This is a genomic window from Leisingera sp. UBA4491 (assembly GCF_002388965.1).
Lineage (GTDB): Bacteria > Pseudomonadota > Alphaproteobacteria > Rhodobacterales > Rhodobacteraceae > Leisingera > Leisingera aquaemixtae.
Genome location: NZ_DGNN01000028.1, coordinates 252,006 through 270,489 on the forward strand (window position 1 = coordinate 252,006; position 18,484 = coordinate 270,489).

At 64.1% G+C, this 18,484-nt stretch carries 17 protein-coding genes and 1 pseudogene; 10 read left to right on the forward strand and 8 right to left on the reverse strand.

What is annotated here, in order from left to right:
* Nucleotides 1-17: 17 nt before the first annotated feature.
* Nucleotides 18-695 carry a cytochrome c-550 PedF gene (pedF, locus tag B2P87_RS17550; protein ID WP_208764513.1) on the reverse strand — a complete coding sequence of 226 codons (678 nt, stop codon included), beginning with the start codon at nt 693-695 and terminating at the stop codon, nt 18-20.
* A gap of 170 nt (nt 696-865) precedes the next feature.
* On the opposite strand from pedF, the gene B2P87_RS17555 reads away from it, so the two are divergent.
* The 9 genes from B2P87_RS17555 to B2P87_RS17595 all read left to right on the forward strand — a co-directional run bounded on the left by B2P87_RS17555 (nt 866) and on the right by B2P87_RS17595 (nt 11,243).
* Nucleotides 866-2,026: an ABC transporter substrate-binding protein gene (locus B2P87_RS17555; RefSeq protein ID WP_141891990.1), complete on the forward strand. Its 1,161-nt coding sequence runs from the start codon at nt 866-868 to the stop codon at nt 2,024-2,026.
* Nucleotides 2,023-2,997, forward strand: coding sequence for a YVTN family beta-propeller repeat protein (locus tag B2P87_RS17560; RefSeq protein WP_141891989.1), 975 nt, complete (start codon nt 2,023-2,025; stop codon nt 2,995-2,997). The genes B2P87_RS17555 and B2P87_RS17560 overlap by 4 nt, the downstream gene beginning before the upstream one ends.
* A gap of 49 nt (nt 2,998-3,046) precedes the next feature.
* Nucleotides 3,047-3,505 carry a hypothetical protein gene (locus B2P87_RS17565; protein ID WP_141891988.1) on the forward strand — a complete coding sequence of 153 codons (459 nt, stop codon included), beginning with the start codon at nt 3,047-3,049 and terminating at the stop codon, nt 3,503-3,505.
* On the forward strand, nt 3,502-4,221 hold the full coding sequence (locus B2P87_RS17570; RefSeq protein WP_141891987.1) for an ABC transporter ATP-binding protein: 720 nt from the start codon (nt 3,502-3,504) through the stop codon (nt 4,219-4,221). The genes B2P87_RS17565 and B2P87_RS17570 overlap by 4 nt, the downstream gene beginning before the upstream one ends.
* Nucleotides 4,221-5,018, forward strand: coding sequence for an ABC transporter permease (locus B2P87_RS17575; RefSeq protein ID WP_141892143.1), 798 nt, complete (start codon nt 4,221-4,223; stop codon nt 5,016-5,018). Before B2P87_RS17570 ends, B2P87_RS17575 begins: the two co-directional genes overlap by 1 nt.
* 212 nt (nt 5,019-5,230) lie before the next feature.
* Complete coding sequence (locus tag B2P87_RS17580) at nt 5,231-6,997, forward strand: PQQ-dependent methanol/ethanol family dehydrogenase (RefSeq protein WP_141891986.1); 1,767 nt, start codon at nt 5,231-5,233, stop codon at nt 6,995-6,997.
* Between the two features lie 142 nt (nt 6,998-7,139).
* Complete coding sequence (locus B2P87_RS17585) at nt 7,140-7,835, forward strand: LuxR C-terminal-related transcriptional regulator (protein ID WP_058286182.1); 696 nt, start codon at nt 7,140-7,142, stop codon at nt 7,833-7,835.
* A 66-nt stretch (nt 7,836-7,901) separates the two neighbouring features.
* Complete coding sequence (locus tag B2P87_RS17590; protein WP_244940762.1) at nt 7,902-9,038, forward strand: FIST N-terminal domain-containing protein; 1,137 nt, start codon at nt 7,902-7,904, stop codon at nt 9,036-9,038.
* 3 nt (nt 9,039-9,041) lie between these two features.
* The gene (locus B2P87_RS17595) at nt 9,042-11,243 is read left to right on the forward strand and encodes a PAS-domain containing protein (RefSeq protein ID WP_141891984.1); all 2,202 of its coding nucleotides are present in this window, start codon (nt 9,042-9,044) and stop codon (nt 11,241-11,243) included.
* 17 nt (nt 11,244-11,260) lie between these two features.
* On the opposite strand, the gene B2P87_RS17600 is transcribed toward B2P87_RS17595, so the two are convergent.
* Both B2P87_RS17600 and adh read right to left on the reverse strand, forming a co-directional pair.
* A complete protein-coding gene (locus B2P87_RS17600) occupies nt 11,261-11,608 on the reverse strand; it encodes a DUF779 domain-containing protein (RefSeq protein ID WP_208764512.1) in 348 nt (115 codons plus the stop codon).
* Nucleotides 11,609-11,678: 70 nt separating this feature from the next.
* Entirely contained in the window at nt 11,679-13,223 is a 1,545-nt protein-coding gene (adh, locus tag B2P87_RS17605; protein ID WP_141891983.1) for an aldehyde dehydrogenase, read from the reverse strand.
* A gap of 285 nt (nt 13,224-13,508) precedes the next feature.
* Between adh and B2P87_RS20070 the strand changes: the two are divergent.
* Nucleotides 13,509-13,610, forward strand: a pseudogene (locus tag B2P87_RS20070) (IS481 family transposase); the annotation flags it as partial.
* 313 nt (nt 13,611-13,923) lie between these two features.
* Here B2P87_RS20070 and B2P87_RS17615 read toward each other — a convergent pair.
* The 5 genes from B2P87_RS17615 to B2P87_RS17635 all read right to left on the reverse strand — a co-directional run bounded on the left by B2P87_RS17615 (nt 13,924) and on the right by B2P87_RS17635 (nt 18,466).
* Nucleotides 13,924-14,481 carry a hypothetical protein gene (locus B2P87_RS17615; RefSeq protein WP_244940761.1) on the reverse strand — a complete coding sequence of 186 codons (558 nt, stop codon included), beginning with the start codon at nt 14,479-14,481 and terminating at the stop codon, nt 13,924-13,926.
* A gap of 380 nt (nt 14,482-14,861) precedes the next feature.
* The gene (locus B2P87_RS17620) at nt 14,862-15,983 is read right to left on the reverse strand and encodes an alanine/ornithine racemase family PLP-dependent enzyme (protein ID WP_141891982.1); all 1,122 of its coding nucleotides are present in this window, start codon (nt 15,981-15,983) and stop codon (nt 14,862-14,864) included.
* Nucleotides 15,980-16,960 (reverse strand): DUF1611 domain-containing protein, encoded by a 981-nt coding sequence (locus tag B2P87_RS17625; RefSeq protein WP_244940760.1) that lies wholly within the window; start codon nt 16,958-16,960, stop codon nt 15,980-15,982. Before B2P87_RS17625 ends, B2P87_RS17620 begins: the two co-directional genes overlap by 4 nt.
* A 311-nt stretch (nt 16,961-17,271) precedes the next feature.
* Nucleotides 17,272-18,141 (reverse strand): hypothetical protein, encoded by an 870-nt coding sequence (locus B2P87_RS17630; RefSeq protein ID WP_286853033.1) that lies wholly within the window; start codon nt 18,139-18,141, stop codon nt 17,272-17,274.
* On the reverse strand, nt 18,113-18,466 hold the full coding sequence (locus tag B2P87_RS17635; RefSeq protein WP_141891979.1) for a hypothetical protein: 354 nt from the start codon (nt 18,464-18,466) through the stop codon (nt 18,113-18,115). Before B2P87_RS17635 ends, B2P87_RS17630 begins: the two co-directional genes overlap by 29 nt.
* Nucleotides 18,467-18,484: the final 18 nt, after the last annotated feature.

Sequence of the window (18,484 nt, forward strand, 5' to 3'; positions counted from 1 at the left end):
TGCCGCCGCCCTCCGCCCTAATGCGCCGCCGAGAGGCCGACAGTCAGGGCCTCCGCAGCCCCGGCAAAGTCCGGCTGCGCGCCGCCGATCAGGCTTGCCGCCCGGTAGGGTGCGCTGTCAGCGACCGGGGCGCCGGAGCCGGTTTCGACACCCTCCGCGATTTCCGAAAGCTCTGCCTGCAGCGCCGCCGCATCACCGCCGCCGCCGCTGGCCAGGGACGTCAGTTCGTCGCGGATCTCCAGCAGCCGGCCGGTGGCCTCGTCCAGGGCGCCATCATCGGGCCGGGTTTCCAGATAGGTGCGGATCGCCCAGGCGGCCTTCTGCCCCAGCAGCTCCCCGAAGGCGGGCATTTTGGTGATGCCGTTCTGGGTGTAACCGGTGCGGAAGCGTTCGACGAACCACTCGTCGCCCATCTCCTCCGCCTCCAGGTAGCGCAGGTCAGGCGCCAGCCCGCCAGAAACGCCGCCCAGCCCGTGGCAACGGGCGCAGTTCTGGTTGTAGCCGCTGCCGCCTATATCAATCGCCGCCTGCCAGACCTCCGCCTCCTGGCCGCGATAGGGGTTTTCGGTCAGCCATTCCTCGCCCACATCGGGCAGGGCATCGGTATTCACCGGCTGCGGCGCGACGTCTCCGTGGGCAAGCGCCGCTGTGGCAAGAGCCGCGAGCCCGAGGGCCGTAAGAGGCAATTTGAACATGAGTTCCTCCCGTAAGTTTGTGCTTGCCGAAAGCATAGCCAGCCCGGCCGCTGCCCCGATACGCGACTTAAGTTGGAGAACAGCGCAGGCGGCCTACGACCTTGGTCCAATGGCAGCGGGCCTCTGGGCGGCAGTACGCTCGGCCCATGCAGCCAGAACCGGGTGCCCCCATGCGCTTCCTGATCACACTCCTGATGGCCCTTTGCCCCGCCGCCCTTGCCGCCGCCGGGCTTGAGGTGCCGGTCATCTACCTGAAGCAGCAGGAACAGCAGCCCCCCACCCTTTCCAATCTCGACCCGCAGCCCGCGGACCTGGGCGAAACCGGCGCCCGGCTGGGGCTGGCCGACAACCGGACCACCGGCAGCTTCCTTGGCCACAGCTACAGCCTGGAGACGGTGGCGGTGCCGACGGGCGGCGATTTTGCCGCGGCGGCGCGGGCGGCGCTGAGCCGCAGCGCGCTGCTGATCCTGGATGCGCCCAAACCGGCGCTGCTGGCTGCCGCCGCCCTGCCGGAGGCGGAGGAAGCGCTGCTGTTCAACACCGCCAGCCCGGACACCGGCCTGCGCAGCGGCGACTGCCGCCGCAACCTCTTGCACACCCTGCCCTCGGACCTGATGCGCAGCGATGCGCTGATGCAGTTTGCGCTGACCAAGCGCTGGACCGGCCTCGCGCTGATCTCCGGCAGCCACCCGCAGGACCAGGCCTTTGCCGCTGCCCTGCGCCAGAGCGCCGCCAAGTTCGGGCTGGAAATCACAGCCGAGCAGACTTGGGACTATGGCGCCGACATGCGCCGCAACGCCGCCCAGGAGGTGCCGCTGTTGTCGCAGAGCCTGGGCCGCCACGACCTGCTGCTGGTCGCCGACGAGCTTCAGGATTTCGCCCGATACCTGCCATACAACACGTGGTTGCCGCGGCCGGTTGCCGGCTCCGAGGGCCTAGTGCCCGCGGCCTGGGCGCCGGTGGTCGAGCAATGGGGCGCCGCGCAGCTGCAGTCGCGGTTCCAGGACCTGGCCGGGCGCAAGATGCTGGCACGAGACTACGCCGCCTGGGCCGCGGTGCGCAGCATCGGCGAGGCTGTGACCCGCACCGGCTCAGCCGACGCGGTCGTCCTGCGCCAATACCTGCTATCGGACGCATTCGAGCTGGCGGGTTTCAAGGGCCGCTCGCTCAGCTACCGCAGCTGGAACGGTCAGCTGCGCCAGCCGATCCCGCTTGCCACTCCCCGCGCGCTGGCGGCGCAGGCGCCCTTGCCCGGTTTCCTGCACCAGCACAGCGAACTTGACACCCTTGGCCTTGATGAACCCGAAAGCCGCTGCGGAGCCTTCCAATGACATTTGCTGCAAAACCCCTTGCCGCGCTCGCCTTTCCGGCGCTGCTGGCCGCCGCGCCCCTTGATGCCCAGGAAATCTGGGTCACGAATGAAAAGGACGACACCATCAGCGTGATCGACATCGGCACGCTGGAGGTGGTCCGCACCATCGCAACGGGAGAGCGGCCGCGCGGCATCACTTTCTCCAAGGACTTCTCGCGAGTCTATGTCTGCGCCTCCGACAGCGACACGGTTCAGGTTCTGGATGCCGTCACCGGCGAGATCCTGCACGAGCTGCCCTCGGGCGAGGATCCCGAGCAGTTCGTTCTGCACCCGAACGACCGCCATCTCTACATCGCCAACGAGGATGACGCCGTGACCACGGTGGTCGACACCGAAACCCGCAAGGTGGTTGCCCAGATCAACGTCGGGATCGAGCCAGAGGGCATGGCCGTCTCGCCAGATGGCAAGATCGCCATCACCACTTCCGAGACCACCAATATGGCGCATTGGATCGACACGGAGACGCAACAGCTGTTTGCCAACACGCTGGTCGACGCCCGGCCCCGCCATGCCGAATTCACCGCCGGCGGCAGCGCGCTGTGGGTCTCTTCCGAGATCGGCGGCACCATTACGGTCTTCGACACCGCCACCCAGACCGAGACCGGCAAGATCGCCTTCGAGGTCAAGGGTGTGCATCCCGACCGCGTGCAGCCGGTGGGGTTTGCCTTCACCGAAGATGAAAAGACCGCCTTTGTGGCGCTTGGGCCGTCCAACCATGTGGCGGTGGTCAATGCGGAGACGCTGGAGGTGGAGGACTACATCCTGGTCGGCCGCCGGGTCTGGCACATGGCGTTTTCCCCCGACAAGTCGCTGCTGTTCACCACCAACGGCGTGTCCGGCGATGTGACCGTGATCGACACCGCCAAGCGCCAGGCGCTGAAGTCGATCAAGGTCGGCCGTTTTCCCTGGGGCGCGGCGCTGCGCCCCTGAGACCTGCCGCGCCCCGGCGGCGCGGCGTATCCAGACAGGAGGATCTCCGATGCTGAACCCCCGCCTATTCGCCGCGGCGCTGTGCCTGGCGCTGCCCGCAGCCGCCCTGGCCGGTGACGATGATGATCCGGGCAGGGCCGGCCTCGGCCTCGCCGGGCTGCTGTCCGCCAGCAACAAAGAGGACCTGCCGCCCATCATCCTGTCGGCGGGGATGCCGCTGGCCGAGGCGCCCTGGGTGCTGAAATCCGGCACCTATTACGAGTTCGAGATCCAGGGCGACGGCAGCCAGGAGCTGGCGCTGACGGGCGCGGAATTCTTCCGCGCGGTTTGGATCGACGAGATCGTGGTGGAGGGCCTTGAGATCCGCCCGCTGGGACTCGACAGTATCGAATTCGACGAGGCGGGCGAGATGGAGATCGGCTTCATCGCGCTGAAGCCTGGGAATTACCATCTCAAGGTGCCCGGCTCCACCGGCGATACCCAGCGGCTGGAGATCACCATCCAATGACCGGGCTGCGGGTGGAAAACCTGAGCTATGCCTACGGTGCCCGGCAGGCGCTGGACGGGGTCAGCTTCCGGGTTGAGCCCGGCACCTTCTGCGCCCTGCTCGGCCCCAACGGCGCGGGCAAGTCGACGCTGTTTGCGCTGCTCACCCGGCTGTTCGCCGCGCCGCAGGGCAGGATAGAGATTGCCGGCCACGACATGGCCCGTGCCCCGCGCAAGGCGCTGCGGCAGATGGGTGTCGTGTTCCAGCAGCCGACACTGGACCTGGACCTGACGGTGCAGCGCAACCTCAGCTATTTCGCCGCCCTGCACGGGCTGCGCGGCGCCAGGGCGCAAGCCCGGATCGAGGCCGCGCTGGAGCGGCTGGAGATGCGCGGCCGGCTGGGCGAGCGGGTGCGCGACCTCAATGGCGGCCACCGCCGCCGGCTGGAGATTGCCCGCAGCCTGATCCACCACCCCAAGGTTTTGCTGCTGGATGAGCCAACGGTGGGGCTGGATGCGGCAACCCGGCGCGCGATCACCGCCCATGTGCATGACCTGTCCCGGCGCAAGGGGCTGACGGTGCTTTGGGCCACCCATCTGACCGACGAGGTGGACGATGCCGACCAGCTGCTGATCCTGCACCGCGGCAGGCTGGCTGAAGACGGCACCGCCCGGCAGCTGCGCGGCGGGCTGGGGCTGGCGGACCACTTTCTCAGGCTGACGGGAGAGGCGGCGTGATGGACTGGCTGGCCGCCCTGACGGCGATCACGCAACGCGAGGCGCTGAGGTTCATTGGCCAGCGCGGCCGCTTTGTCGCGGCACTGGTGCGGCCGATGCTGTGGCTGGTTGTCTTTGCCGCCGGTTTCCGCGCCGCGCTTGGGCTGTCGATCACCCCGCCCTATGCCACCTACACCACTTACGAGGTCTATATCGTGCCGGGGCTGTGCGGCATGATCCTGCTGTTCAACGGCATGCAAAGCTCGCTGTCGATGGTCTATGACCGGGAGATGGGCTCGATGCGGCTGCTGCTGACCAGCCCGCTGCCGCGCTGGTGGCTGCTGGTCTGCCGCCTGCTCGCCAGCACTGCGATCTCGGTTCTTCAGGTCTATGTATTCCTGGGACTGGCAGCGCTGTTCGGCATCCGCTTCAGCTGGGGCGGTTATGCCGCACTGCTGCCCGCCCTGGTCCCCGCCGGGCTGATGCTGGGGGCGCTGGGGCTGGCGCTGTCCTCGGTGATCCGCCAGCTGGAGAACTTTGCCGGGGTGATGAATTTCGTGATCTTTCCGATGTTTTTTCTCTCCACCGCGCTCTACCCGCTGTGGAAGATGGCCGAAAGCTCGGCACTGCTGCGCGACATCTGTGCCGTGAACCCCTTCAGCCAGGCGGTCGAGCTGATCCGCTTTGCGCTCTATCAGCAGCTGAATGCCGTCGCGCTGGCTTGGGTGCTGCTGTCGGGGCTGGTCTGGCTGGGGCTGGCGGTCTGGGGCTACGACCCGGCCCGCGGGCTGATCCGCAAAGCCGCGAAACCGGGCTGAGCGGCCCCTGACCGCGCCGTATGCAAATGCACCGCAAACCCGGGCCGCAAGGCACCGGGCGCTGCCGCGTTGCGCCGCCGTCCCGCCCCGGCTGCCGCCCGCATACGACCATTGTGCAATACCGCCCGCCCGGTGCGCCCTGAATACTGTGGCAAGCCGGCAGCCCGCACCGGGCCGTGGCTGTTGAGGATCAAACGAAAGGGAGGAAGCCAATGAACCGCTTTATCGCGGCGGTCGCCGCAGGGACCATGATGGCGGGCGTCAGCCACGCCGGGGTCACCGAGGACGACCTCAGGAATGACCAGACAACCACCACCCAGGTGGTGACCAACGGGATGGGGCGGCACCTGCAGCGCTACAGCCCGCTCGATACCCTGAACAAGGACAACGTCGCAAACCTGGTGCCCGCCTGGGCCTTCAGCCTCGGCGGCGAAAAGCAGCGCGGCCAGGAAACCCAGCCGCTGATCTATGACGGCATCATGTATATCACCGGCTCCTACAGCCGGGTCTACGCCATCGACGTCGAGACCGGCCGCGAGATCTGGCAGTACGACGCCCGGCTGCCCGAAGGCATCCTGCCCTGCTGCGACGTGGTGAACCGCGGCGGCGCAATCTATGGCGACACCTTCTATTTCGGCACGCTGGACGCCCGCATCGTGGCGCTGGACCTCAAGACCGGCGACGTGAAATGGCGCAAGAAGGTGGCCGACTACAAGGCCGGCTATTCGATGACCGCGGCACCGCTGATCGTCAACGGGCTGGTGATCACCGGCAATTCCGGCGGCGAGTTCGGCATTGTCGGCGAGGTGCAGGCGCGGGATGCCGAAACCGGCGATCTGGTCTGGACCCGGCCGGTGATCGAGGGCCACATGGGCACCTTCAAAGGTGAGGACAGCACCATGACCGGCACCCTGAATGCCACCTGGCCGGGCGACATGTGGAAGACCGGCGGCGGCGCCACCTGGCTCGGCGGCTCCTATGATGCGGAGACCGATACGCTGGTCTTCGGCGCGGGCAACCCGGCGCCCTGGAACAGCCACCTGCGCAACGCCGGCACTCCGGTCGAGGGCAACGCGGGCGACAACCTCTATGCCGCCAGCCGCATCGGCATCGACCCTTCCAACGGCGAGATCAAGTGGCACTTCCAGACCACCCCGCGCGAGGGCTGGGATTATGACGGCGTCAACGAGGTGGTCGCCTACACCGACCGCAGCGGCAACAAGCGTTTTGCCACCGCCGACCGCAACGGCTTCTTCTATGTCCTGAACCGCGACGACGGCAAGTTCGTCAGCGCAACGCCCTTCGTCAAGGACATCACCTGGGCCAAGCGCATCGACGAGACCGGCCGCCCGGTGTTCAACGAGGACAACCGCCCCGGCAACCCGGCGGATGCAGCCGACGGCAACAAGGGGGAGGTGATCTTTGCCTCGCCGTCGTTCCTGGGCGGCAAGAACTGGATGCCGATGGCGTTCTCCCAGAACACCGGCAACTTCTATGTGCCTTCGAACGAATGGGGCATGGATATCTGGAACGAGCCGATCAGCTACAAAAAGGGCGCCGCCTATCTGGGCGCGGGTTTCACCATCAAGCCGAACTACGAGGACCATATCGGCAGCCTCAAGGCGATCGACCCGGACACCGGCGAGATCAAGTGGGAATACAAGAACGACGCGCCGCTTTGGGCCGGGGTGATGACCACCGCTGGCGGGCTGGTGTTCACCGGTACCCCCGAGGGCCGCTTCATCGCCTTCGACGACGAAACCGGCGAGGAGCTGTGGTCGTTCCAGACCGGCTCCGGCATCGTCGGCCAGCCGGTTACCTGGGAGCAGGACGGTGTGCAGTATGTTTCGGTCGTCTCCGGCTGGGGCGGCGCGGTGCCGCTGTGGGGCGGCGAGGTCGCCAAGAAGGTCAACTACCTGAACCAGGGCGGCATGGTCTGGACGTTCCGCCTCCCCCGCCAGCTGGCGCAAGCGGACTGATCCCGCACCGGCTGAAGATAAATGCAATGAACTCAGGCGCGTCTCCTGCGGGAGGCGCGTCTTCCATATGCGACTTTAGGCGTATACCGCTGCCGCTGCCCGCTTGATAAGCTGGCAGGAAAACAACAGCTCTGGTGCAGATATGCCGACACACACGGACACGCCGAAAACCCCAGGGTTCAATGCGGCGCTGCTGGTGGATGACCACCCGCTGTTCTGTGACGCTCTGGCGATGACATTGCAGGCGGTGACCGCGATCAGCAGCATGCACACTGCGCCGGCCCTGCAGGCTGCGCTCGACATGATCGCCGGGGGCATCCGCATCGACCTGGTGGTGCTGGACCTGAACCTGCCCGACGTCAACGGGCTGGACGGGCTGCTGCGCCTGCGCAAGGTGACGGACTGCCCGATCCTGGTGGTCTCCTCCATGGCCGACAACCGCATCGTCAGTTCGGTGATCCATGCCGGCGCTAACGGCTTCATTCCCAAGCACAGCCAGCGCGACGTGTTCCAGAAGGCGGTGGAGGCGATCAACCAGGGCAAGGTGTTCCTGCCCGACGGATACGTGCTGCTGGAAGACAGCGCCGGCAGCAGCGACGACGTGCTGCAGCGGCTGTCGCAGCTGACCAACCAGCAGGCCCGGATCCTGCAGTTGATCTGCGAAGGCAAGCTGAACAAACAGATCGCCTATGACCTGTCGATCGCCGAGACCACGGTAAAGGCCCATATCACCGCCATCATGCGCAAGCTAGGCGTGCAAAGCCGCACCCAGGCGGTGCTGGCCGCCAAGCAGGCGAGTTTTGCAAACGTCTTGCAAGACACGCCGCCGTCCGCCTAGTCTGGCGGACGAAATTCGGGGAGGAGAAAGGCGATGGGCCCTGTCCATGGTCCGTCGGGTGCAACCATGACGGAACCGCAGGTTGTCCGGTCCGGCTCGGTTGACTGCCGGGCGGCGGACGCTGTCGAACAACTGGCACAGGCGCTGAACCCGAACGGCCTTTCGCTGGTGGTTCTGTTTCTGTCTCCGGACACCGACGTGGCGCGGCTGATCGACGAGGCGCAGCGCCGGTTTGCCCCTGCGCAGGTTGTCGGCTGCACCTCTGCGGGGGAAATTTCAGCGGCCGGCTATGTCGAAGGCGAGATCGTCGCCATCGGCTTTGCCCAATCGCATTTTCAGACCCGCACCATCCTGATCGAGGACCTCGACAGCTTCGATCCGCACAGCGTGATCGAGCGGATGATCCGCAACCGCAGCCACATGGCGCAGGAGCCCGGCAGGTGGATCTCCGACTTTACCTTCCTGCTGGTCGACGGGCTTTCCACCAAGGAGGACGCGCTGACCTCGCAGCTGTCGGTGGGGCTGGGGCCGGTGGCCTTTTTCGGCGGGTCGGCGGGTGACGGCACCAACTTTGGCAAGACCTATGTGCTGCATGGCGGACAGGCCCATTCCAACGCTGCCATCCTGATCCAGGTGCGCAGCCGCTGCCCGATCAAGGTCTTCAAGACCGACCACCTGATCCCCTCTCAGAAGCGCATGGTGGTGACCGGGGCCGATCCGGCCCGCAGGGTCGTGCATGAAATCAATGCCGAACCCGCCGCCCGCGAATACGCCCGGGTGCTGGGCAAAGACCCGGAGCAGCTCACCGCCTTCACCTTTGCCGCCCATCCCGTCGCCGTGCAGTTCGGGGATCAGCACCATGTGCGCGCCATCCAGCGGGTTGCCGACAATGACGAGCTGGTGTTTTTCTCCGCCATCGACGAGGGCGTGGTGCTGACCCTGGCCGAGCCGGAGGACATGGTGATCCACCTGGAGCGCGAGATGGCCGCGCTCAGCGCCAGCCGCCGCCCCGAGATCATCCTGGCCTGCGACTGCATCCTGCGGCGGCTGGAAGCGCAGCAGAAACAGGTCTCGCAGGACATTTCCCGCATCCTGCGCGACAACCGGGTGGTGGGCTTTTCGACCTATGGCGAGCAGATCAACTCGATGCATGTCAACCAGACCCTGACCGGGGTGGCGATCTACCCGCCCGAAGAGGGCTGAGCGATGGTGCATGAGCTGATCGACCCCCGCGACACGCCGGAGCGGCAGAACCAGAAGCTGCTGAAGATCGTGGAAACCCTGATGCGCCGGGCCGAGCAGAGCTCGGATGCCTCCGGCGAGGCCTATGCCCAGTTCCAGCGTGCGGTGATGCTGGAGGAGGAGGTGCGCGTGCGCACCCGCGAGCTGGAGCACGCGCTGGACCTGCTCAACGAGTCAAACGCCAGGCTGGCGCTGGCCAATGCCGAGACCGAGGCCGCCCGCGCCAACCTGGCCAATGCGATCGAGACGGTGCAGGAAGGCTTTGCCCTGTTTGACGCGCAGGACGTGCTGGTGATGTGCAACACCCGCTTCGGCAAGCACATGGCCGATATCTACCATCTGCTGCGGCCGGGATTGAGATTTGCCGACTACGTGAACCTTGTGGCAACCAGCGTCCATCTGGCGCTGCCGGAGGGGGAGAGCGCCGAAGGCTGGGAGGCCTACCGGATCGCCCGCCACAAAGACGACCATGCAGTGTTCAACGTGATGATGGCCGGCAACAGCTGGCTGCAGGTCAGCGAGCACCGCACCCCGGACGGCGGCACCGTGATCCTGCAGACCGACATCACCGACATGATGCGGCTGGAGCGGCAGGAGCGCGAGCGGCTGCTGGACGACCAGTCGCGGGTCATCAAGGCAACCCTGGAGCATCTGAACCAGGGCGTCTGCATCTTCGACGCCCAGAACCGGCTGGTCGGCTGGAACCGCCGCGCCGGAGAGCTCTTGTCGATGCCCGCGGGCAAGTTTCAGCTGGGCATGTTTTTCGCGACCCTCTACCGCCAGGCTGCGGACAGCATCCGCATCCTGGGCGGCACCCGGCTGGACGACGTTGAGGCCTGGGTGGCCAGCACCGCCAAGCGGGCACCCCTGTCGTTCGAGATCGGGCTGGGACGCGACCGCATCCTGGCAGTGTTTGCGCAGCAAATGCCGGACAAGGGATTTGTCATCAGCTTTACCGATGTGACCGCCGAACGCGCCGCCGTGCGCACCATTTCCCAGGTCAACGAAACGCTGGAACAGCGTGTTGCTGAACGGACTCTGGAACTGGAGGACGCGCTGTCGGAGGCGGAGCGTGCCAATGCCTCCAAATCGAGGTTCGTTGCCGCCGCCAGCCACGACCTGCTGCAGCCGCTGTCCGCCGCCAAGCTCTATGTCGGCTCGCTGGAGGACGACCTGCAGGACGCGGGCCTTAGAGACCGGGCGGCCAAGGCCGGCAACGCGCTGGTCGCGGTCGAGCGTATCCTAGGCGCCCTGCTGGACATCTCCAAGCTCGACTCCGGCCTGGCGGCAATCGACCGCACCGCCATCAGCCTGGGCAGTCTTCTGGACCAGCTGAAGGACGAGCTGGAACCGGTTGCCCGGCTCAAGGGGCTGGACTTCCGGGTCGTGCGCAGCGGCGCAGTGGTGGAAAGCGACGCCGCCTACCTGCGCCGCATCCTGCAGAATCTCGCCTCCAACGCGGTGCGCTATACCGGCAGCGGCAAGGTGCTGATCGGGGTGCGGCAGCGGCCCGGCCGGGTGCTGCTGGAGGTCCGCGACACCGGCCCCGGCATCCCACCGGAGCATCAGGACAGGGTGTTCCAGGAGTTTCAGCGGCTTAACGCCAAGGCCAGCCCGTCGGACGGCATGGGGCTGGGCCTCGCCATTGTCGAGCGGGCCTGCCGGCTGCTGAAACATCCGCTGAACCTCACCTCGGAGGTCGGGCGCGGCACCTGCTTTTCGGTGGAGCTGCCGCTGAGCACGGCGGCGCGCGCGCCGTCACCCCTGCCAGTCCCCGGTGCCGGCGCCGCGGTGCCGTTCGAGCACCGGATCGTGGTTCTGATCGAAAACGACGCCGACCTCAGGGCGGCGCTGGAGATCACGCTGGACAGCTGGGGGCTGAACGTGCTGCCCTGCGCCAGCTGCGCCGAGGCCAGAGCGCTGCTGCAGGAAATCGACATCAGCCCGGATGCGATCATCGCCGATTACCAGCTGGACGACGGGGCACTGGGAACCGGTGCGATTGCCGCGCTCAGGGCGCAGCACGGGCCGGTCCCGGCCTGCCTGGTGACCGCCAACCGTTCACCGGATCTGGCGGCTGCCTGCGCCGGGCTGAACGCGGCGCTCTTGCACAAACCGATCGACACCGGCGCGCTGCGCGGCTTCCTGGAGCGTGCGCTGACCTGACCAAATCGCGGCGCGTCTCAGCGCAGGCACACGTCCGAGCGGGTCAGGAACCGCTTTCCGCTGCCGTTCTCCAGCGAGAACATCCCGCCGATGCCGTCAATCGCGTCGATCACCAGGCTGGTGTGCTTCCAGCGCGCGTGCTGATCGGCATTAATATAAAACGGCACGCCGCCGATCTCCCCCACCAGCACATCGCTGCCGCCGATGATGTAGTCGCCCTGCTGAAAGCACATCGGCGCAGACCCGTCGCAGCAGCCGCCGGACTGGTGAAACAGCAGATCCTGCCCGAACCGCGCCTTCAGCGCGCCGATCAGATCCAGCGCCGCCTGTGTTGCCGTCACCGTCATGCCGGTTGTTCCGGTCATTGCAGTCTCCCCCGGCTGAATGAAAAAGGAACGGCCCCGGACACCCGGGGCCGCCTGCAGCGCAACTTGCTCAGAAGAAGCCCAGCGCGTTGGGGCTGTAGCTGACCAGAAGGTTCTTAGTCTGCCGGTAGTGGTCCAGCATCAACTTGTGGTTCTCCCGGCCGATGCCCGACTGCTTGTAGCCGCCAAAGGCCGCATGCGCCGGATAGGCGTGATAGCAGTTGGTCCAGACCCGGCCCGCCTGGATGTCGCGGCCAAAGCGGAAGGCGCGGTTGGTGTCGCGGGTCCACACCCCGGCGCCCAGACCGTAGAGCGTGTCATTGGCGATCTCCAGCGCTTCGGCATCATCCTTGAAGGTGGTGACGGACAGCACCGGCCCGAAGATCTCCTCCTGGAAGATCCGCATCTTGTTATGGCCTTTGAACACGGTCGGCTCGATATAGTTGCCGCCTTCCAGCCCCTCCAGGGCAGAGACATTGCCGCCAGTCAGCAGCTCGGCGCCTTCGTCCTTGCCCAGCTGCAGGTAGGAGGCGATCTTCTCCTTCTGCTCGGCCGAAGCCTGGGCGCCGATCATCGTGTCCATGGACAGCGGGTTGCCCTGTTTCACCGCCTTCACCCGTTCGATGGCGCGGGCCATGAAGTCGTCGTAGATCGACTCCTGGATCAGCGCCCGGCTGGGGCAGGTGCACACCTCGCCCTGGTTCAGGGCAAACATGGTGAAGCCTTCCAGGCATTTGTCGAAATAGGCGTCATCCGCGCTCATCACGTCTTCAAAGAAGATGTTCGGCGATTTGCCACCCAGTTCCAGTGTCACCGGGATCAGGTTCTGGCTGGCATATTGCATGATCAGCCGCCCGGTGGTGGTCTCGCCGGTAAAGGCGATCTTGGCGATCCGGTTCGACGAGGCCAGCGGCTTGCCCGCCTCCAGACCGAAGCCGTTGACGATGTTCAGGACGCCCGCAGGCAGCACCCCGGCGATCAGTTCCGCCAGCACCATGATCGAGGCCGGGGTCTGCTCCGCCGGTTTCAGCACCACGCAGTTGCCCGCTGCCAATGCCGGCGCCAGCTTCCACACCGCCATCAGCAGCGGGAAGTTCCACGGGATGATCTGCCCGACCACGCCCAACGGTTCCGGGATGTGGTAGGCATAGGTGTCGGCATCGATTTCGGAGATATGGCCTTCCTCGGCGCGGATGCAGCCCGCGAAGTAGCGCCAGTGGTCGACACAGAGGGCGAGGTCGGCGTGAATTGACTCGCGGATCGGCTTGCCGTTGTCCAGCGTCTCCGCCGCCGCCAGCAGCTGGGTGTTCTCCTCCATGATACCGGCGATCTTCAGCAGCATGTTGGCGCGCTCGGTGGTCGAGGTCTTGCCCCAGGCCGGAAACGCCGCGTGGGCCGCGTCCAGGGCCGCCTCGACATCCTCGGCGTTTGAGCGGGCCACCTCGCAGATCACCTCGCCGTTAATCGGGGTGGTGTTTTCGAAATACTGGCCCGAGCGGGGTTCGGTAAATTCGCCGTTGATAAAGTTGCCATAGCGCGGCTTGAACGGAAATTCGACGCCCAGATGCGCCGTGTCCAGTGCCGGATTGGCCAGCCCGTTCGTGTGGATGTTCATGCCATTCCTCCCAAGAATTGATCCAAGAAATGCAGCGGAACTGGCGGCCATGCACCTTCTATTGCAGGCACTCGGTCCGGTGCTGCTTCAAGGCTTAGACCATCGGCAATAGCCGCGGTATTCGACCAAAGTCCTTGCCGGCCGCCGGGCGGATTGCAGCCAGTCGCCGCTTAGGCATTTGATCCCGCGGCTTGATGGCGTGATCTTTTCGTTGGAGTGGAAGGAGGCACCATGGGGTAGTTTGGTCACGGCAGCGCCGCGACCACGCACGCTGTCAGAACAGCAATACAGCGATCGCAAGCTTCGATCGCGGAGCTGAGCCGGGAGCTTGGGATCAATCCGAAGACGGTGGGAAGATGGCGGAACAAAGACTGGCCCAACGAGCCTCATTTGAACCGCGCGGGGTTTACCGGAGGCTGATTCCAGTCAGTTAGGCTGCCAAAAAATAAACCTCAGCAGGAGCTTGGCGAAGTGCTGGTCCGGAACAATAAAAGCTGTGCTGTCCGAAGGGTTTCAACGGCGGCCAGGCGAACCGGATCTTACTGGAACAGCGGTACGCCATGTATTTGAAGACTTGCAGCGCCGGCAAATCCGTTCACCGAACCCTTCACTCCAGAAAACAGAATTGCACCGCAAGCAACGGCGCTCCCGTGGCACGTCTCCGCGGGCAGGTGCCACAATAACCTCTGGTTCGTTTTTATCAGTCATGACGTGGTTCCTTGCGGCCTGACGAGTCCGGTGCGGGACTGGCACGTTTACTGGCGCGATTGTCTGCCAGAGGTGCCAGCCCTTCGTTCTCTGCAGCTTGGATTGCAGATGCGCCTGAAGGGCCTGCCCGTTCAGCATTCCGGGCAGCTTGGTCGCGACCCTGGTCCGAGACGCACTCGCCAAGGTACAGGCGGCGAACCTGGGCTTCTGACACCCCGTCGGCCTGCATGACCAAGCGCACCATTGGGTCGGCAAGCATTTCGTCAAGGAAGTACTGCGACAGATCCTTGCCCGTCAGCTTGTCCTTGGCTTGGGCGCTTTCGAGGTCCGCCAGTGAAACCGTCAGGTTGCGCGCTAGCCCGGGATGGGACGCGCGCGGGTGCAACTGTATCAAAACAGAAGCTTTCCAAGCTTGTGGTGTCAGGTGGCCCGGAGGTGCGGACAATTCGGTTTCAATGCCGTATTCCCCAGCTGGAAGTGTCTCGTCGAATCCAGGCAGGGTGAAAGGGCGGGAGAATATTGCGACAGCCTTGCGTTTCATCTGATCCATTTTCCAGTTCTCCTTTGCTGCGGTGCTGTTCTAGCCGCTCTGGCAAAGCGGAGTTGCCGCGGGCTGGCGGCATCAGGGGCCTTTAGAGGGCCGTCGGGGCTGGTCTGGAACATGCAAGCGGATCTGAACCCCGCTCTCTCTTTCCTGCATTCGCGCCAGCCGAATTGTTCGGAAAAACCGCGTCACCGGTGCTCGGACCATTGAAAGAGATGTTGCGGCCGATCGATTGCGAGCCACAGTTTTCAGGCTCGCCGTGAGGCGAAGAAAGCACCCGCAGTCACATCTTATATAGGTATTCCCGGCTCAAATTGCTACGGGGCGCCGCAAACTCGAAGGCGCTGAACGAGGCTTGGAGCTGCACTGCCAAGGAACCGCTGGTATCACAGCAGAGCCGCGTGCCGCCCATTGCGGCTGGCTGTACGACCGTCTGCTGCATGCCTGCCGCTGCAAATGACCTTTTCAACATCGGGCGCGGCCATGGCGCGAAGAAGGGCGCTGTAATTGACACGCAGCCTTATCTCGCTCCCGATGCGCAGCGGGCAATTGGTCGTTTCCACGACGAGGTGATCGCTGGTCGCTCCGATGTAGGAAACCGCTGCGGGAAAAGTGAGCCCGGCAGGATCTGTGTCTTGCAGCCCGACGGCCAGGATCGACCGGGTTTTCCAATGATTGCCGGGTACCAGGCTTAGCGCTGACAATGCGGGGTCGGACAGCTTCAAGGGAGCCAGCTTTGATTTCGCCTTCGTCTCGATCACCTCTGCCTGCAGGACGAAAGCGTCCGTGTGAAGCCCGCTTATCGGGTTCCCGGATACCGGATCGGTGCCGAGCAGGATGGCCTCACCTAGGCGCAAACTGTTCACCCTTCCCGCCGGTCCCGTACCAAGCGCCCACAGAAGATTTGCGGAACTGCCTCCGGCGACCACATCAACGAAGGGACCGCATACTTCTTCGGTGCCGTTCGCAAGCGATGAGAGTGCTGCCATATCCTCAGCAGTGGGCGCCGGGCCGGCCAGGCAGGCAAAGTTCGCACCGATGCCTCTGAGCAGCGCGCCCGGTGTCCTGGTGACCTGAAGCGCGATGTCGGTCAGATCCTCAGGCATAATGCCTTCGCGAAGATCCCCCATCTCCACCATCAGGATGATCCCATGATTAGTGCCTTGGCGCAGGGCAGCAGCGGCGAGGCTGGCGATGACCCCGGGTTCAGTGTTGCAACTGGCTTCGCAGGACGAAACAACGCGCTCCACCTGGCTCAGCATGGGTGTCCGGATCATCAGGACCGGACAGGTTATTCCTGCCGCGCGCATGCGCTCAACATTTGCCATCCGCGCATCAGCCAGCCCTATTGCACCGCCTGCAAGCATGGCTTTTGCGATGCCCGGGTGGCCGCATACGGCTTTGGTTACCGCCGTCACAGTGATCCCGCGGGGCTTCAGGCGGTCGACAAGCACGCGCGTATTCTGGCGGATTTTGCTCAGATCTATTTCCATGCGCGGCGCGGTCATAACGCGGCCTTCCCCGGCACCGGCCGCAATTGAGGATAAGCGGACAGAACCAGTTCAGCCAGATGCGCCGGAGGGCAGCTCAGGGCGTCGCTGACCGGCAGGTCCAGTTTCCGCGCATGGTCCCTGATCGCGGCATTGATCCCTGCGTCTGTCAGCCCTTCATGGTTGAGGGTCACGCCGATTACCTTCGTGTCCGAAAACGCTTCGATCAGGGCAATCTCGTCACTGGGATCTGGCATTGCCATCTCTGGGAAATCGCAGCGGTGCGCCCGCGCTGGTGCATGCTGAAGGATTACCGCGTCGGGCTGGCTGCCGCGCAGAATGAATGCAGATGTGCAGAACGCCGGATGGCTGAGTGCGCCCTGGCCTTCGATCAGAATGACATCCGGCTGTTCGCTTTCGTACGCCGCAAGCACAGCCCCTTCCAGTTCCCCGCAGCAGAATTGCGGCGGCACCGCGTCCATTGCGACGCCATATCTGGCCCCCTGCATCAAACCTGTTTGGCCGGTGCCAACCAGAACCGTCTTGATGCCTTGCGCATTCAGTGCCCTGGCGAGGAGGGTTGCCGTGGTCCGTTTTCCAATCGCGCAGTCGGTTCCCAAAATGGCGATACGGATCGCCTTTACACGCGCAATACTGCCGTCGAACAGGCGCATGTCCTTGCTGAGCTTCGGTTTTCGGATATCCCGGACAGTGACGTTCCAGGATTTTGCGGCAGCAATGATCTCCGGATCTTCGCTAAGGTACTCATGCAGGCCAGAGACGATATTCATTCCCCGCGAAATCGCCTCCAGAACGACCCGCCGGTCCTCGCCAGCGAGTTTCCCGTTGGACGGCGCCATCCCGTAAATCAGCGTATCAGGGACTGTGCTTTGGTGGGCAATGGCTGCGTCAAGGCTGCCGAAAATAGGAATCCGGTTGAACCCGCCATCCAGGATTTGCCCGCTGTCACTCCCGTGGTGCCCGCTGTCGATCACTGAAAGTATCCGATAAGCCTCTGAGTGGCGAACCAGCCCGTTTGCAGTTTTCCCGTCATTCTCGGCGAAGTTTCCTTCGCAGTACACTATTGCAGTGGGAACGGGGAGGAACGGCAGTTTGCCTGTGCTTCCAGTGTCCCCAGATTGGAAGGGTGAGCGTAAGCGCCCATTGCTGATATTTCGCCGGACTGAGAGTCCGGCCTTGGCTGCGGGGTCCATGATTTGTCCTTTGGATTGAAACAAGCGCTTGGCATTCACGTGCCCGCCGCAAGTTATGACGCTGCCAATCGGGGCAGCAGAAGGTGCAACTCCTAGTTGCTCAGGGCGCAGCGGCCTCTTGTCCGCTGAAAGCTCTTGTTGCACTCCCATCGGTTGCCTGACCTGTCGAGATGAGCGTTTTCAGGCAGATCTATGAGAATGCAGCGCTCTCCAGACACCTCGTAACCGCGGGCGCACTTCCACCCTGATCTGTAAGGTGCATCGTCGAAGAATGCATTTTCAGGGACAAACACGGCTGCGCATGTCCCGTCCTGTTCAAAGAACCCGCGCTCGCATGTCCATGGACGCCCGTATCTTGAGCCGTTCAGGTAGGCGTGTTCCGGCACTTCGATGGTAAGGCATTTCTCCCCTTTTGCCTCAAACCCTCGATTGCACTGCCAGGCTGGCGCGCTGGTGTCGTTCGTCAGATAGGAATTTTCCGGCAGGGCAATTTCCTGGCAGATGTCGTCGATCTTCCGGTATCCGCGCAGGCAATTCCACCGCTTGCCGGTAGGATCGAGATACCCGCCGTCCGGGATGAAAACTTTGTCACACGATGCGCTTTCGACCTCGATATACCCATGCAGGCACTCCCATCCCGTCCCATAAGGCTTGTTCGTCGGGTACGCGTTTTGCGGCACAACAATTTCAACACATGTATTGCCGGCGGGGCGGTATGACAGATTGCATTCCCACCCGCCGCCGTAACTTCTGGCATGGGCGTTTTCAGGTATCGAAGACGTGCCTGGCTGCGAAAAGACTGGCACTGACGAAATCAGCAAAAGACCGGACACAGCTGCAAAACGTCTGACCAGGCGCCTCAGGAAAGCCCAAGGCGCAATTTTTATATCCGGCGCTTTACCGGAACTCGCAAACACCGGCATTGTTGCAGACTCACGATGCATCAAGATCCAGCCCGGCAAGGCATGCCTGTGCAAGAGCACGGTTTGGCAGCTCTGAGCCAGGAACCGTTGCCCAGCCTGCTTCCATAACGGCATCCCGGCGCTTGTAAGACATTGCCTCCTGGATTGATGCCAGTTTGGCGGTCCGGTCGGTATCTGTGTTCGCCTGGTCGATGCAAACAGGCACCAAGGCAGCGATCAGCTCGTCATGGGATCGGGAATTGGCCATTGCATCTGCTTGGCTTCCAGTCACCCAACCGCCCCAGGAAAAACCTGCGATGGTAATGGCGACCGCGCCAATAAATGCGCCGTAAACACCAGGCCTAAGCCATTCGGGGTAAGTCATATCTGGTCCTCCTGCGGG